This window comes from Corynebacterium hansenii (assembly GCF_030408795.1).
GTDB lineage: Bacteria > Actinomycetota > Actinomycetes > Mycobacteriales > Mycobacteriaceae > Corynebacterium > Corynebacterium hansenii.
This window is the reverse complement of record NZ_CP047211.1, coordinates 788,629-802,477: the sequence shown is the minus strand read 5'-3', so window position 1 is coordinate 802,477 and position 13,849 is coordinate 788,629. Positions and strand designations below refer to the sequence as shown.

The window sequence follows — 13,849 nt, the reverse complement described above, 5'->3', positions numbered from 1 at the left end:
CATCTCCATGTTCGTTCCGGACGTATCGGTGCCGGCGTTGCGGGCGGGGTATTCCTGGTGCATCTTCGTGGCTCGCTTTCCTCTGCCCCGGGGCCTACTTGCCCGAGTCCCGCTGCTCGCGGGCGACGTCGGCGGCGTTTTCGGCGTTGCGCTCGGCGTCGTCGCTGGCCTTGTTGCCGGTGCCGGCCTTGGCGTCGCGGGCGTCCTTCAGGGACGTCACCACGTGGTCGACGAAGCCGTATTCCAGCGCCTCGGCGGCGGTGAACCAGCGGTCGCGGTCGGAATCCTCGACGATGCGTTCCAGGGGCTGGCCGGTGTGCTCGGCGATGAGGCGGGCCATTTCCTTCTTGGTCTGCGCGAACTGCTCGGCCTGGATGGTGATGTCCGACGCGGTGCCGCCGATGCCGGCGGACGGCTGGTGCATCATGATGCGGGCGTGCGGCAGGGCGTAGCGCTTGCCGGGGGTGCCGGCGGACAGCAGGAACTGGCCCATCGAGGCGGCCAGGCCCATGCCGTAGGTGGCGACGTCGCAGGGCACGAACTTCATGGTGTCGTAGATGGCCATGCCGGCGGTGACGGAGCCGCCCGGGGAGTTGATGTACAGCGCGATGTCACGCTCGGGGTCCTCGGCGGACAGCAGCAGCATCTGGGCGCACAGCTTGTTGGCGATCTGGTCGTCGACCTGGTCGCCGAGGAACAGGATGCGCTCCTTCAGGAGCTTGTCGAACACGGAGTCGGCCGGGGCGGGGTTCTGGTCGCTCATCGAAAAAGGGTTTCCCTTCCATTTCGCCTTCGCCGCCGTTTCACGGGCGGCCCGCCTCGGGGGCGGGATCTCTCATTGAGGGTAACGAAAGGGACCGCCCCTTTGTTTCGGGACGGCCCCATGTTCGCTGTCAGCGTCGGGGCCGGGGATCGGCGGCGCGCTTCCCCCGGGCCCGGGCCCGATTTTCGCGGGTGGGCCGGGGTCCGCCTCCGCTTTTCGCTTTGCGACGGCCCCCGGTTCCGCGTGGGTTCTACTTCTCGGCGTCGGCCTCGTCGGCCTTCGCATCGGCCTCGGGGGCCTCGGGCGCCTCGGCCTCGCCGAAGAACTCGGCGACGTCGACGTCGTTGCCGTCGGTGTCCTTGACGGTGGCCTTCAGGATGGACACGGCCAGGGCCTTGCCGCGGCGGACGTCGGCGAAGAGGTTGCCGAGCTGGCCGGACTGCTGGATCTGCTGGATGAACTGGTTCGGGTCCATGCCGTAGGACTGGGCGGTGAACAGGATGTGGTCGGTGAGCTCCTGTTGGGAGACCTCCGGCTGCTCCTGCTCGGCCAGCTCGTCGAGGAAGAGCTGGGTGCGCACGGCCTCTTCGGCGGAGGTGCGGGAGTCGGCGTCGAACTGCTCGCGGGTGGTGCCCTGGGCCTCGAGCATGGTGTTCAGGACGGCCTCGTCGCCGCCGAACTGGCCGAGCAGCTGCTGCAGCTGGCCGTCGACCTGCTCCTTGACGACGCCCTCCGGCAGCGGCACCTCGGTCTTCTCGAGGGCGGCGGCGAGGACCTTGTCGCGGATCTGCTGGGCCTGCTCGCCCTTCTTGGTGTTCTCGACCTGCTTGGCCAGGTCCTCGCGCAGCTCGTCGATGGTGTCGAACTCGGAGGCCATCTGGGCGAACTCGTCGTCGGCGTCGGGAAGCTCGCGGACCTTCACGGACTGGACGGTGACGGTGACCTGGGCGTCCTCGCCCTCGTGGTCGCCGGCGACCAGCTTGGTGCCGAACTCCTTGGACTCGCCCTGGGCCAGGCCGGTGACGGCCTCGTCCAGGCCGTCGATCAGGTCGCCGGAGCCGACCTGGTAGGACAGGCCCTCAGTGGAGGCCTCCTCCAGCTCCTCGCCGTCGACGGTGGCCGACAGGTCGATGGAGATGAAGTCGCCGTCCTCGACCGGGCGCTCGACGCCGGTGAGGGTGCCGAAGCGGGCGAGGAGGTTGTCGAGCTCGGCCTGCACGGCGTCGTCGTCGGCCTTGAGGGCGTCGACCTCGACGGAAATGTCGGAGAAGTCCGGCAGCTCGATCTCGGGGCGGACGTCGACCTCGGCGGTGAACTCGACGACCTCACCGTCCTCCAGCTTGGTGACGTCGACCTCCGGCTGGCCGATGACCTTCAGCTCATGCTCCTCGACGGCCTGGCCGTAGCGGGAGGGAACCATCTCGTTGAGGACCTGCTCCAGGATCGGGCCGCGGCCGACGCGGGCCTCGATCAGCTTGGCGGGGGCCTTGCCCTTGCGGAAGCCCGGGATCTGGACCTGCTGGGCAAGGGCCTCGTGGGCCTTGTCGAACTCGGGCTTGAGCTCGTCGAAGGGAACCTCGACGGTGATCTTGACGCGGGTGGCGCTTTGCTGTTCGACGGAGGACTTCACTGGTTGCACACTCCTGTTAGTAGATGTGAGTTGATGATTTCACAGACCACGGGAGTGCCCGTGATGCTGGTCGGGGTAGCGGGATTTGAACCCACGGCCCCTCGCTCCCAAAGCGAGTGCGCTACCAAGCTGCGCCATACCCCGTTGTGAATTTGTCCGGACCCCGCACGCACCCGCCGATCCGGGCCGAGCACCCGCCTGAACGGGGACATCGGCCCGTCGTGAAGCGGGTCCATGCGATGACGTCGTGCAGTCTACGTGGCTCCCGTTCGGGGGGCGATCACCGCCCCGGTTTAAGCCCGCGGCGCGGCGATTATGGCGGCGGGCTCCGGGTGCGCTATAGTTTCCCCCACGTTCACGAGGGGCCGCTTCCGCTTCGGCGAGAAATCTCGGCCCCGGATGAGCTGCGGGGATGTCGTATAGTGGCTAATACCTCAGCCTTCCAAGCTGAAGACGCGGGTTCGATTCCCGTCATCCCCTCCACTTCGCCGCCGCACCCGATCGGGTGCGGCGGTTTTTCCATGTCACGCCCACGTGTCACGTGTGAAGTCACGGTTGGATAGAGAGCAGGTCACAAGTCGCATCCACTGCCCCGCCGGGTCTTTTCAGGGCCCGAACCAACACTATGGTGGGCTGCATGGACCCCCGCATCATCGACAAGGACACCGGCGTGGAGCTGTGGACCGCCGCGGAATGCGCCGAGTTCACCGGCACCGCCCGCGGCACGTTCACCAGCTATGCGGGCCGCGGCAAGGCGCCGGTGCCCACCACGAAGCTCCACGGCCTGACGCTGTGGAACTCTGACGACGTGCGCGAATGGCAGAAGAGCCGCGAAGAGCGGAAGAAGTGACCGCCCCGCAACAACCCAGGTAGCGCCCGCCGGTCAACGCCCGCGCACGCCCCGGGCAGTACCGCCATCAACCCAGGTAGTGGGCGCTGACCAGGTCGGCGACCGCATCGGCGTCGTTGTCGCCGCCCAGCACGCCGTGGCCGTATCCCGGCAGTTCCTTCAGCTCGCCGCCCATCGCCGCCTGCATCGCGCGGCCGGCCGTTCCGGTCACCGCGGCGTCCTTGTCGTAGTGCAGCAGCAGCGGCTTGTGCTTCAGCGCCGACCCGTCCAGGGCGACGGCCGAGCTCTTGCCCGGCCATCCCAGGCACAGCTGGCCCGAGCCCATCGAATCGGCGTTGACCCGGAAAATGTCGCCGCCCGTGTACTGGTCGGCGTAGGCGCGGGGAATGCGGGACGGATCGGCGGCGACCAGGTTGTCGTTGCACACGATCGAACGCTCGACGACGGCCATCGCCTCCATCTCGGCCGCCACGTCCTCCTCCGTCTTGCCCTCGGGAAGCGGCGGGGTCTCGGCCTTGCCGCTGACGATCGCGTCGGCGACGTCTGCCCACATGCCCTCCGAGTACGTCGCGGCGAACGTCATCTGCAGCAGCACCGACTGGGCGCCGGCCCCCGGCCGCAGCATCGACGCGGCGAAGGACTGGCCGCGCCAAACGGCGGGGAGGACCCGGTCGGCGAGCTGGAGGTATGCCTCGGGGTCGTCGGCGAGCGCGCCGGGTACGTCGCCCACCTGCGCCGGCGGCGGGTACAGCTGCCCCGGTGCGCCGACCTCCTCGTTGATGCGCTCCGTCCACCGCGTGTACACCTGCAGCGGCGTCGTGCCCAGCCCGTACCGGTCATCTCGATCGGCGATCCACTGGAACATCGCGTTCACGGCGTCGCGGCGCCACGGCTCGCGCGAATCCCCGAGCCGGAACCAGCGGTCCGCCGGGTCCACCGAAGAGTCGAGGACCATGCGGCCGGTGCGCTCCGGGAACAGAGTCGCGTACGTGCCCATCAGGTCCGTGCCGTAGGAGACCCCGTAGAGGTTCAGCACGTCCTGGCCGAGGACGCCCCGCACGTGGTCGAGATCCCGGGCCGTGTTCTCGGTGGTGATGGTCGCCGCGTAACCGGGGTCGTTCGCCTCGCACGACGCGTACATGGCGCCGACCTGGCCGGCGAGGGCCCCGCTGGCGGGGATGTCCGCCACGTTGCAGTTCAAGGGGGTGCCCCACCGCAGGCCGCGGGGCTCCACGGCGATGAGGTCGAAGTGCTCGCGGACGGCGGCCGGCATTTTGATGGCCTCGTCGGAGAACATGTTCAGCGCGTCGCCGCCCGGGCCACCCGGGTTGCCCGCGATGACGCCGCGCCGCTCGCCCGTCGCGGGCACGCGGCTGACGGTGAGGGTGATCATGGCGCCGTCCGGGTCCGCGTGATCGCGGGGGACCTCCACGTCCGCGCACACCGTGCCCGGCGCGACGGATGCCGCGGCGGGGCAGGCTCCCCAGTCCAACCCGCCCAAATCCGCGAGGCCGCCCGCCGACGCTTGGGGGGCGGACAGCAGGCCGCCCGCGAGGGCCACGACGGTGGCCGGGGCGAGCGCCCGGCGGAACATGGAAGCGAGTTGCACGGAAATCCCTTTCTTCGACTCCGGAAAGCGTATCAGACGCCCGGGCCCGCCGCCGGACCAGGCCGTCACGGCACCGAGCGGACCCCGTACACCAGCACCGCGCCGACGGCGGTCAACGCGCCCGCGAAGAAGTACAGGCCCGGGTAGCCGCCGAGGTTCGCCAGCGCGAAGGCGGCGAGCACCGGGGCGGCCATGTTCGGTCCGGCGACCGCGAGGTTCATCACCCCGACGTCGCGCCCGCGTTCGTCGGCCTTGGGCAGCACCTGGTTGATCAGCGCCTGGTCCACCGCCATGAACACTCCCCACGACAGGCCCAGCAGCACCGCGGCGCCGACGACCGTGCCGAAGGACTCCGCCACCGCCATGACCGCGCACGCGCCGGCCACTCCCAGCGACGACGCCGCCACGAACACGCGCCGCTTGCCCAGCTTGTCGGACAGCCGTCCCGACGCGACGGCGGTGAGGATCACGCAGCCCGCGTAGGCGCCGGTCAGCACGAGCACGCCGGAGTCCGGGTCCCCGTGGCGGATGTGGTCGCGCAGGTAATAGAACAGGTAGAACAGCGCCACGGAGTTGCCGGTGGTCACCAGGAACCGGGCGAGGAAAACCCAGTTGAAGTCCCGGTACAGCCCTCCCGGCGATTCGGCGACGGCGGGCACGACCGGTTCGACGTCGTCGTCGTAAGGCACCGGCGCCAGCGCCCCGCGGTGCCGCACGCGGGAGACGTCGCGGAAGCCGGGCATGAACTGGAAGATGAGCGCCAGCAGCAGCGCCGCGGTGACGATGTACGCCAGCCCGAGGTCGAACACCGTGGCCACCACCGTCCCCAGCACCACGCCGAGGGTGTACGTCAGCCCCAGCACCCCGGACACCACGCCGTATTGGTGGTCGGGCACGGTGTCGGGCGCGACGGCCTGCGCGGCGTTGATCGAGGCCGCTATGGCCAGCTGGAACACCGCCCACCCCAGGGTCAGCGCGGCGAACCCCGGGGCGGCGCCGAGGAACATCAGCGCCCCCGCCGCCGCGAGCCCGCCGAAGAGGATCCACGGCGCGCGCCGGCCCCACCTCGAGTCGGTGCGGTCGGACAACCAGCCGGCCAGCGGGTGGCCGACGATGGAGAAGAACCCGCCGATCGCCATCAGCAGCGCCAGCTTCGACTCCTTGTCCCCCGGGTGCCACACCAGGATCTGCTGCGCGAGCAGCAGCTGCGTCGGCGCGGCCCACGAAATGTTCTGCCCCAGGTAGAGCAGGCCGTAGCGGACGACCCAGCCCGTGGTGACGGGCGTGCGCTGCGCGGGGTCGGCGGCGAAACGGCCGACGTCGGCGAGGGCGCGTTCGGCGGCGCTCATCGGCTCCCCTCCCCTGTGTCGGACATGTTGGCGGCGTCGGACGTCTTGGTGGCGTCGGGCATCGTGGCGGTGTCGGACGTCATGGCGCGCATGGCGGACCGCACGGTCGGGTCGGTGCGTTCGTCGGCGACGGGGTAGCGCCGCCCGGCGGTGTAGCGCCCATGCAGCTCCGGGGTGATCCGCCCGGTCCGCGCCAGTTCCGCGAGCAGATGCGCCGACGGTTTGAGCGTGCGCTCCTGCGTTTCGTAATCGAGGTGGACGATGCCGAACCGCGGCCCCTCGCCGTCGGCCCATTCCCAGTTGTCCACGAAGCACCAGTGGTACCAGCGCTCGATGGGCAGACCGGACTCCGCGATCGCGCGCAGATGCTCCAGAATGAACCGCGGCCGGAAGGATTCCAGACTGCGGTCGGCTGCGGCGGACGCCTCCTGCTTTGCGACGCCCGCCTCCCCGCCCGCGCCCGGCGCCGGATTGGCCGCCGACCCGGGGTCGCCGAGATCGCAGGTGCCGTTTTCGGTCACCCACACGGTTCCCCCGTACCGCTCGTGCAGGTCACGGGCGCAGTCGACCAGGCCGGCGGGGTGGATTTCCCAGCCGAGGTCGTTGACGGGGGCACCAGCGAAGGTGCCGTCGTCAAGCCTGTCCACTGCCGTGCGCGTGTAGTAGTTGAGGCCCAAAAAGTCGTGGTGGCTGCCCGACGGCAGGTTCCGCCCCACCTTCGCACCGCCCAACAATGGGTGGAACTCACCCGCCAGGTGCGCGTCGGCGACGATGTCCTGGAACAGGAACCGGTTCAGCCGCGACAGGCCGCGGTGGATGGGATTGCGGGGATTGCGCGGCTCGAACCCGCGGGCATGGTGTGCGAAGCCGACCTTGGCGCGGTCGCCCTGGATGCCGTGGATGAGCTGGTGGCCGAGGATATGCGACACCGCCATGTTGCGCAGCACCGCCATCGTGTCCCGCCACGACCGGTTGCCCGGAGGGCCGGACCGGAACAAGTGGGCCTGGGTCGCGTAGACGTTGGGCTCGTTGACCGTCACCCACTCGTCGACCAGGTCATCGAGCGCGCGCACGGTCGTCTCCGCGAAACGCAGGAAGGCATGGGGCGCGTCATCCGAGGTGAAGCCCCCGCGCGCGGCGAACCAGCGCGGGTTGGCGAAGTGGTGGAGCGTCACCAGGGGCCGGATTCCCCTGTCGCGCAGATCCGCGATCTCCTCTCGGTAGCGGTCGAGCACCGCATGGTCGAACTCCCCCGGCCGCGGCTCGATGCGCGACCATTCCACGCCGATGCGCGCAATGGGCAGGCCGAGCGAGGCCATCAGCCGGTTGTCCTCGCGCCAGCGATTCCAATGGTCGGTGGCGCGCAGCGGCGTCGAGCCGTCGGCCACGTTGCCCGGCTCGAGTGCCCAATCGAGCCAATCGTTGTTCTGATCGCCGCCCTCGATTTGGAGCGCCGCAGACGCCGTTCCGATGAGCAGGCCGCGCAAATCGACGTCGTGAAGCAGCGGTTCCGCAGCCGGTGACGTGCGCGGCGCGGGCATTGGCTTGGGTGTGCCGCCGGGCCCCGTGGTTGACATACCAACACACTAAGAGCCACGGTCCGCGAAAAAGTGGTTTTCGGCGGAAACGTTGTGTCCGTTTTCGTCCGCCCGGCGACGCCGATTCGACGCTGGGCAAAGGCGGCCGGACGGCGCGGCGCGTGGGCGTCGCAAAGCCCCGGAACAAGGGATAATCCGGGGAGAAGGGGAACGAATCCGGCCCCTCGCCCGTTGCATGGGATGGACCCGGAACAACCCCCGGGCCACACGAAAGCACCCGGAACCACCCACCGAGATAGGACCGTGACCACAATGTCAGCCATCCTCCTCATCGGCATCGCGATCATCGGCGGCGTCCTGCTGATCCAGATGACCCAGAAGCGCCAGAACAAGGCCATCGCGCAGCGCGAACACGACGACGTCGCCGACGCCGTGGCCGACGCCCGCCGCTGGATCGAACGGCTCGGTTCCCAGGTGCTGTCCATCTCCGGCACCGACACCGCCTCCACCCAGGCGATGGCCGACGCCTCCGAGCGCTACAACGCCGCGTCGTCGCAGATCTCCACCGCCAACACCGTCAAGCAGGCGCAGCTCGCGCGCGAATCCGCGCTCGAGGGCCTGCACTACGTCGCCGCCGCGCGCGAGATCATGGGCATGCCCGCCGGCCCCGAACTGCCTCCGCTGGAGGGCCAGCGCTCCGCCGGCTCCGTGACCGAGCAGCGCACCATCAAACACGAGGGCCGCGAGATCACCGCGTCGCCCGTGGCCACCGAGGAAACTCCCAACTACTACCCCGGCGGCCGCGTCGCCGGGCGCCCGGTGCCCGCCGGCTGGTACTCCGAGCCGTGGTGGCAGTCCGCCCTGCGCACCGGCATGTGGGCCATGGGCTCGGTCGCCCTGTTCTCGCTGATGTTCAACGGCATGTCGGGCGTGGCGTATGCCGCGTCGAACTTCGAGAGCGGCGCCGGCGACGGGTCCGATGGGCCCGCCGACACCTTCATCGACGAGGGCGACGCCGGTGACCTCGGCGACGGCGGCGGCGATGACGGCGGCGGCTTCTTCGACGGCCTTTTCGGCGGCGACGGCGATGGCGGCGACGGCGGGGGCTTCTTCGACGGCGGCGGCGACGGCTTCGACTTCGACTTCTAGTTTTCGCCTGGCTGCGGGCCCGGGCCGGTCCGTCGCAAAGCAAAAAAGCGGCACCCCACTCGAACGTGGGGTGCCGCTTCGTCGTCGCGGCAGGTGGGCCGGCGACCCGGCTTAAACCGCCGGCGCCTCGCGCTACTCCTGCTCGGGCAGGGCGGGGGCGATGCCGGTCTTCTCGTACTCGGCGAGGATGTCGATTCGGCGCTGGTGGCGCTCCTCCTCGCTCCACGGCTGGGCGACGAAGGCATCGACGATGGCCAGCGCCTCCTCCTCGGAATGCATGCGGCCACCCAGGCCGATGAGCTGGGCGTTGTTGTGCTCGCGGGCCAGCTTGGCGGTCTCCACCGACCAGGCCAGGGCACAGCGGGCGCCCTTGACCTTGTTGGCGGCGATCTGCTCGCCATTGCCGGAACCGCCGAGCACGATGCCCAGGGAGCCCGGGTCGTTGACGGTGCGGGAAGCGGCCTCGATGCAGAAGGCCGGGTAATCGTCGGCGGCATCGTACACGTGGGCGCCGCAATCGACGACCTCGTGGCCCGCCTTCTCCAGGTGGTCCTTGATCAGGTTCTTCATCTCGAAACCGGCGTGGTCCGCGCCAAGGTAAATACGCATGGGACAAGCATAACCAGGCGCGGGCGCGGGGGTGCCCCACGCCGCGGAGGGGGCGGTGGCGGCGCACCGGCGCCGTTGTTATCAAAAGCGAAAGTTTTGATAAATCCGTTACTTTTCGCTACCTTCTCGGCCATGCGATTTTCCTGGGACCGAGTTCACCCGTCCGGCGCCGCGGCAGCCGCACCGATCCGCGGCACCACCGCCCGAACCCATTCCGGGGAAGGGATTTCCGCCCGCGTGGTCTTCGGTCGCGCGCTCCCCGTGGCCATCGCCTCCGCGCTCCTCGTGGCTTCCCCGATGGCCGCGCAGACGGCCCACGCCGAACCCTCCCCCACCCCCGCCCCGGCGGCTTCTCCCGCGCAGCCGAATCCGAACCGCGCGCCCGACGGCCCCACGGCGGTGCGGGATGCGGTGCTGTCGTCGAGCCCGCTGTGCATGTCCGACAACGAGGACCTCATCCGCCTGTGCACGCGCCTGGAGTCGGAGTCGACGTCGTACCCGGTGCAGCTGACCGCCGACCCGCGGGGGCACCACATCGTGGTCCTCGGCTACGGGCTCACCGACGAGGGAGAGCTTCGCGACGAACTGGTCACGCGACTGGCCGGCGCGAAGGACCTGGCGGAGGCCTTCCCGGAGACCCCGATCATCGTGTCCGGCGGCGCCCCGAAGAAGGGCAAGTCCGAGGCCGAGGCGATGCGCGAGTGGCTGACGGGCCACGGCATCGACGGCTCGCGCATCACCTCCGAGGACCGGTCGGGCAACACGAAGGAAAATGCGGCGCTGTCGTCGAAGATCGTCGCCGAGCGCGGCGGCCGCGGCATCACGCTGATGACGTCCCGCGACCACATGGAGCGAGCCCTCAACGAGTTCCGCATCGCCGCCGCCGGCAAGTGGCCGGTCACCGGCGCCGTCGCCCAGTAGGGGCCCGGTGGGGGATCGCGGGGGCCACGCTTCACGACGGGCCGCCCACCTCGCCGAAAGGCCTGAAAAACACTGCTCGCTCGCCCATTCGATGTAGAAAAATAGGCGATCCGGACGGTTCGACATGATGCTCGCGAAGTCGCCGGACAACGTTCCGTGGCGGGCACCGCCGCCCACGGATCCGGTTGCTTCGAAGAGGCCCCGCTCACGCGAGCCTCACCCGGTCCGCCACCGCGGATCGCGTCCACGCCGGCTCACACTCCAACCCGCGATCCGGCACGAGCTTTCAGGAGCGACGATGTCGAACCCCAATCCCGACCCCCACGGAACCAACCCCTCCGGCATGCCCGGCCCGCAGCAGGGCCCGGGCGGGCCGCATTACGGCAACCCGCGGAACGCCGGGCCCTACGTCGGCGGCGAACCCGGCCAGCCCAACGTCGTGTACGTGCAGGAGCCGAAGAAGCCCCTCTACAAGCGGCCCGGCTGCCTGATCCCCCTGATCCTGGCGATTCTGCTGCTCCTCATCGCGGGCGGTTGCATGGCCATGCTGGGTGGGGCGGCCAACGAAGTCGACAAGCAGCTCAACGCCGAGCACACCATCACCTACGCGATCGAGGGCGACGCGACCGACGCGACGGTGACCTACAACGTCGACGAAGCGAACACGGCGCAGGATTCAGGCGTCGCCGCCGGCTGGACCAAGGACGTGACCGTGAAGGGGATCTTCGGCGGCCACCTCAGCGTCACCAACGGGATCAACGACACCGGGGCGATCACGTGCAAGATCATCGCCAACGGCAAGACGATCTCGGAGAACACCGCCACGGGCGAGTTCGCGTCGGCGACGTGCAGCGCCGATTCCACGGCGATCGCCGACGCCTTCAAGTAGGCCGCGACCGAGCGTAATGTGGCGGGGGAACCTGCGTTTACCGCGCGTTTCCCAGCCACCATGATCCGAGGAAGTTCAGTGCACCGGCCCCCTGCAGTCCGCACCGTCCGCCACGACATCAACGAGAAGCCGTTCATCGTCATCTGGGAGGTGACGCGGGCGTGTGGCCTGGTGTGCAAGCACTGCCGGGCCGACGCGCAGCACGAGCCGCACCCGGATCAGCTGACCACGGAGGAGGGCAAGCGCCTTCTCGACGCGCTGGCGTCGTACGACAGGCCGCTGCCGCTGGTGGTGTTCACGGGCGGCGATCCGTTCGAGCGGGCGGATCTTGAGGAGCTGACGGAGTACGGCACGTCGAAGGGCCTGAACGTCTCCCTGTCGCCGTCGGTGACGCCGAAGCTGACGCCGGAGCGCGTCCGGTCGCTGCGCGAGGCCGGCGGCAAGGCCATGTCCATGTCGCTCGACGGTGCGACGGCGGCGACGCACGACGCGTTCCGGGGGTTTTCCGGCACGTTCGAGAAGACCGTCGAGATGGCCCCGGTGATCAACGAAGCCGGCTACCGCCTGCAGATTAACTCCACGCTGACGCGCGACAACATCCACGAGGCCCCGGCGCTGCTGAAGCGGGTCATCGAGATGGGCGCGAAGATGTGGTACGTCTTCTTCCTCGTGCCCACGGGCCGCGGGGCGGCGCTGAATTGCCTGTCGCCGCAGGAGCGCGAGGACGTGCTCAATTGGCTGGTCGACGTGTCGGACCGCATCGCCATCAAGACCACGGAGGCCCCGCAGTACCGCCGCGTGGTGCTGCAGCGCCGCGAGGCCGAGGAGACCGGCGCGCCGAAGTACGAGGGCGGCCCGCTTTACGACGAGCTGACGCGCCAAACCACCGAGCTTCTCGGCGAGCACCCCGCCAAGCCCCGCCCGCCGCGCTCCCCCATGGCGGTGAATTCCGGCTCGGGATTCGCCTTCATCGACCACATCGGCGACGTGTACCCCAACGGCTTCCTGCCACTGCACTGCGGCAACGTGAAGGAGACGCCTTTTCCGGAGATCTACTCCGAGTCGCCGGTGTTCAAGGAGTTGCGCGACCCCGACAATTGGCACGGCAAGTGCAGCGTCTGCGGGTTCCACAACGTGTGCGGCGGTTCGCGGTCCACGGCGTTCGCGCTGACCGGTGACTACCGCGCGTCGGATCCGACCTGCGTGTACGTGCCGCCGGCGTGGCACCCCGACGCCGACGCCGTCGAGGAGGAGGGGGCGACGGCTGAGGATCTCGCGCCCATCGGTTCCGGCCCGGGCGAGCACGCCCCCGCGCTGAAGCTCACCGTCATCGACGGCTCGAAGGGGATGTAGGGCGCGCGGCTACTTCACGAACCGCCAGCTGTTGCCTGTCGCTTCGTCGACCAGCACGATCGTCCCCTCATCGGGGCGCTCGACCAGCCGCCGCCCCTCCAACGCCACCCGCATCGCTTCCTGCGTGTCCACGCCGTCGGGGCAGGCCATCCGCGTCGAAGCGAGCACGCCGAACTCGATGACCATCGGCTCCCCCTCGGACACCGACGCGTCGCCGAAGATTCGGTTGCACGAATCCGTGCCCTTCAGCTCGGTGCCGTCGATGCGGAAACTCGCCCGCCGATCCGACTCGAGGTGCCAATCCACTCCGGTGATCGGCTCGGGCCCGCGGAACGCCCCCATCGCCCACGCAACCCCCGCGGCGACTGCGGCGACGACGACGAGCGCGGCGCCCACGGCGAACGCCCGGCGCGTCATGCCGATCTCCCCCGCCGAACCCGCAGCCCGGCGCCGTCGCAAAGCCATGCCCTAATCGAACTCGGGCGACTCGGTGCGCGAGCGCTTCAACTCGAAGAAATGCGGGTACCCGGCCAGAGCGATGGCGCCGTCGAAGATGGTGCCGGCCTCCTCGCCGCGGGGGATGCGCGTCAGCACCGGGCCGAAGAACGCGGTGTCGCCGAGCTTGACCACCGGGGTGCCCACGTCATCGCCGACGGCGTCCATCGCGCCGGCGTGGTACTCGCGCAGCTTCGCGTCGTACCGGTCGGAATGCGCGGCGTCGAAGCGCTCGGCGGGCAGGCCCACGGCGGCCAGCGACTCGCGGATGATGTCGTCGTAGCCGTCGGCGGTGTCCTTGCCGCCCTGGCCGCCGTCGTGGATACGGGTGCCCATCTCGGTGTAGAGCGCGTCGAGCACGTCCTCGCCGTCCTCCGCCGCGACCGCGGCGAACACGCGGGCCGGCCCCCAGTTGGCCACCATCATCCGCTTGTAGTCCTCGGGCAGTTCGTCGCGGCCCTCGTTGAGCACCGACAGGCTCATCGGCTTCCACGTGACGTCGATGTCGCGGACCTTCTCCACCTCCTTGATCCACCGGGAGGTGATCCAGCAGAAGGGGCAGGAGACGTCGAACCAGAAGGTCACGGTGTCACGGGAGGTCATGATGGGAACCCTTTCGTCGAAGCTGACCGCCAGGTTAGATCAGCTTCGTTTCCCGTGCATCGGCCAACGGATCCGGCTTTGCGACGGTCGG

The 13,849-nt window shown here is 69.5% G+C and carries 13 protein-coding genes and 2 tRNA genes; 6 read left to right on the top strand and 9 right to left on the bottom strand.

Annotated elements, in window-relative coordinates; translation table 11 throughout:
• Positions 1 to 94 precede the first annotated feature (94 nt).
• From CHAN_RS03680 to CHAN_RS03670, 3 genes are all read right to left on the bottom strand, one after another.
• Entirely contained in the window at positions 95 to 763 is a 669-nt protein-coding gene (locus CHAN_RS03680; RefSeq protein ID WP_082144223.1) for an ATP-dependent Clp protease proteolytic subunit, read from the bottom strand.
• A 250-nt stretch (positions 764 to 1,013) separates the two neighbouring features.
• The gene (tig, locus tag CHAN_RS03675) at positions 1,014 to 2,393 is read right to left on the bottom strand and encodes a trigger factor (RefSeq protein WP_048739411.1); all 1,380 of its coding nucleotides are present in this window, start codon (positions 2,391 to 2,393) and stop codon (positions 1,014 to 1,016) included.
• Positions 2,394 to 2,460: 67 nt separating this feature from the next.
• Positions 2,461 to 2,537, bottom strand: a tRNA-Pro gene (locus tag CHAN_RS03670).
• A gap of 264 nt (positions 2,538 to 2,801) precedes the next feature.
• Here CHAN_RS03670 and CHAN_RS03665 point away from each other — a divergent pair.
• Both CHAN_RS03665 and CHAN_RS03660 read left to right on the top strand, forming a co-directional pair.
• Positions 2,802 to 2,876 (top strand) — tRNA-Gly (locus CHAN_RS03665).
• Between the two features lie 154 nt (positions 2,877 to 3,030).
• A complete protein-coding gene (locus tag CHAN_RS03660; protein WP_048739484.1) occupies positions 3,031 to 3,243 on the top strand; it encodes a helix-turn-helix transcriptional regulator in 213 nt (70 codons plus the stop codon).
• A gap of 67 nt (positions 3,244 to 3,310) precedes the next feature.
• Here CHAN_RS03660 and CHAN_RS03655 read toward each other — a convergent pair whose 3' ends face one another.
• The 3 genes from CHAN_RS03655 to CHAN_RS03645 all read right to left on the bottom strand — a co-directional run bounded on the left by CHAN_RS03655 (position 3,311) and on the right by CHAN_RS03645 (position 7,778).
• Positions 3,311 to 4,852, bottom strand: coding sequence for an alpha/beta fold hydrolase (locus CHAN_RS03655; protein WP_290291895.1), 1,542 nt, complete (start codon positions 4,850 to 4,852; stop codon positions 3,311 to 3,313).
• 65 nt (positions 4,853 to 4,917) lie between these two features.
• Positions 4,918 to 6,201: an MFS transporter gene (locus tag CHAN_RS03650; RefSeq protein ID WP_290291893.1), complete on the bottom strand. Its 1,284-nt coding sequence runs from the start codon at positions 6,199 to 6,201 to the stop codon at positions 4,918 to 4,920.
• Positions 6,198 to 7,778 (bottom strand): glycoside hydrolase family 1 protein, encoded by a 1,581-nt coding sequence (locus CHAN_RS03645; RefSeq protein WP_290291891.1) that lies wholly within the window; start codon positions 7,776 to 7,778, stop codon positions 6,198 to 6,200. The genes CHAN_RS03650 and CHAN_RS03645 overlap by 4 nt, the downstream gene beginning before the upstream one ends.
• Positions 7,779 to 8,051: 273 nt before the next feature.
• On the opposite strand from CHAN_RS03645, the gene CHAN_RS03640 reads away from it, so the two are divergent.
• Complete coding sequence (locus CHAN_RS03640; RefSeq protein ID WP_290291887.1) at positions 8,052 to 8,888, top strand: DUF1542 domain-containing protein; 837 nt, start codon at positions 8,052 to 8,054, stop codon at positions 8,886 to 8,888.
• A gap of 132 nt (positions 8,889 to 9,020) precedes the next feature.
• Here the strand turns inward: CHAN_RS03640 and CHAN_RS03635 are convergent, their stop codons facing one another.
• Positions 9,021 to 9,497: a ribose-5-phosphate isomerase gene (locus CHAN_RS03635; RefSeq protein ID WP_035123591.1), complete on the bottom strand. Its 477-nt coding sequence runs from the start codon at positions 9,495 to 9,497 to the stop codon at positions 9,021 to 9,023.
• Between the two features lie 237 nt (positions 9,498 to 9,734).
• Between CHAN_RS03635 and CHAN_RS03630 the strand changes: the two genes are divergently transcribed.
• The 3 genes from CHAN_RS03630 to CHAN_RS03620 all read left to right on the top strand — a co-directional run bounded on the left by CHAN_RS03630 (position 9,735) and on the right by CHAN_RS03620 (position 12,660).
• Positions 9,735 to 10,418, top strand: coding sequence for a YdcF family protein (locus CHAN_RS03630; protein WP_290291885.1), 684 nt, complete (start codon positions 9,735 to 9,737; stop codon positions 10,416 to 10,418).
• A 298-nt stretch (positions 10,419 to 10,716) separates the two neighbouring features.
• Positions 10,717 to 11,307, top strand: a complete 591-nt coding sequence (locus tag CHAN_RS03625) for a hypothetical protein (protein ID WP_290291884.1) — start codon at positions 10,717 to 10,719, stop codon at positions 11,305 to 11,307.
• A gap of 78 nt (positions 11,308 to 11,385) precedes the next feature.
• Positions 11,386 to 12,660 carry a TIGR04053 family radical SAM/SPASM domain-containing protein gene (locus tag CHAN_RS03620; RefSeq protein ID WP_377748376.1) on the top strand — a complete coding sequence of 425 codons (1,275 nt, stop codon included), beginning with the start codon at positions 11,386 to 11,388 and terminating at the stop codon, positions 12,658 to 12,660.
• A 9-nt stretch (positions 12,661 to 12,669) separates the two neighbouring features.
• On the opposite strand, the gene CHAN_RS03615 is transcribed toward CHAN_RS03620, so the two are convergent.
• Both CHAN_RS03615 and CHAN_RS03610 read right to left on the bottom strand, forming a co-directional pair.
• Positions 12,670 to 13,125: an META domain-containing protein gene (locus tag CHAN_RS03615; RefSeq protein ID WP_290291879.1), complete on the bottom strand. Its 456-nt coding sequence runs from the start codon at positions 13,123 to 13,125 to the stop codon at positions 12,670 to 12,672.
• A gap of 3 nt (positions 13,126 to 13,128) precedes the next feature.
• Positions 13,129 to 13,758 (bottom strand): mycothiol-dependent nitroreductase Rv2466c family protein, encoded by a 630-nt coding sequence (locus CHAN_RS03610; protein ID WP_290291877.1) that lies wholly within the window; start codon positions 13,756 to 13,758, stop codon positions 13,129 to 13,131.
• Positions 13,759 to 13,849: the final 91 nt, after the last annotated feature.

Excerpts from the sequence above, each read along its gene's own strand:
- CHAN_RS03615 (WP_290291879.1), bottom strand. The coding sequence starts at position 13,125 with ATGGCTTTGCGACGGCGCCGGGCTGCGGGTTCGGCGGGGGAGATCGGC.
- CHAN_RS03645 (WP_290291891.1), bottom strand. The coding sequence starts at position 7,778 with ATGTCAACCACGGGGCCCGGCGGCACACCCAAGCCAATGCCCGCGCCG.
- CHAN_RS03650 (WP_290291893.1), bottom strand. The coding sequence starts at position 6,201 with ATGAGCGCCGCCGAACGCGCCCTCGCCGACGTCGGCCGTTTCGCCGCC.
- CHAN_RS03625 (WP_290291884.1), top strand. The coding sequence starts at position 10,717 with ATGTCGAACCCCAATCCCGACCCCCACGGAACCAACCCCTCCGGCATG.
- CHAN_RS03610 (WP_290291877.1), bottom strand. The coding sequence starts at position 13,758 with ATGACCTCCCGTGACACCGTGACCTTCTGGTTCGACGTCTCCTGCCCC.
- CHAN_RS03640 (WP_290291887.1), top strand. The coding sequence starts at position 8,052 with ATGTCAGCCATCCTCCTCATCGGCATCGCGATCATCGGCGGCGTCCTG.
- CHAN_RS03635 (WP_035123591.1), bottom strand. The coding sequence starts at position 9,497 with ATGCGTATTTACCTTGGCGCGGACCACGCCGGTTTCGAGATGAAGAAC.
- CHAN_RS03680 (WP_082144223.1), bottom strand. The coding sequence starts at position 763 with ATGAGCGACCAGAACCCCGCCCCGGCCGACTCCGTGTTCGACAAGCTC.
- CHAN_RS03660 (WP_048739484.1), top strand. The coding sequence starts at position 3,031 with ATGGACCCCCGCATCATCGACAAGGACACCGGCGTGGAGCTGTGGACC.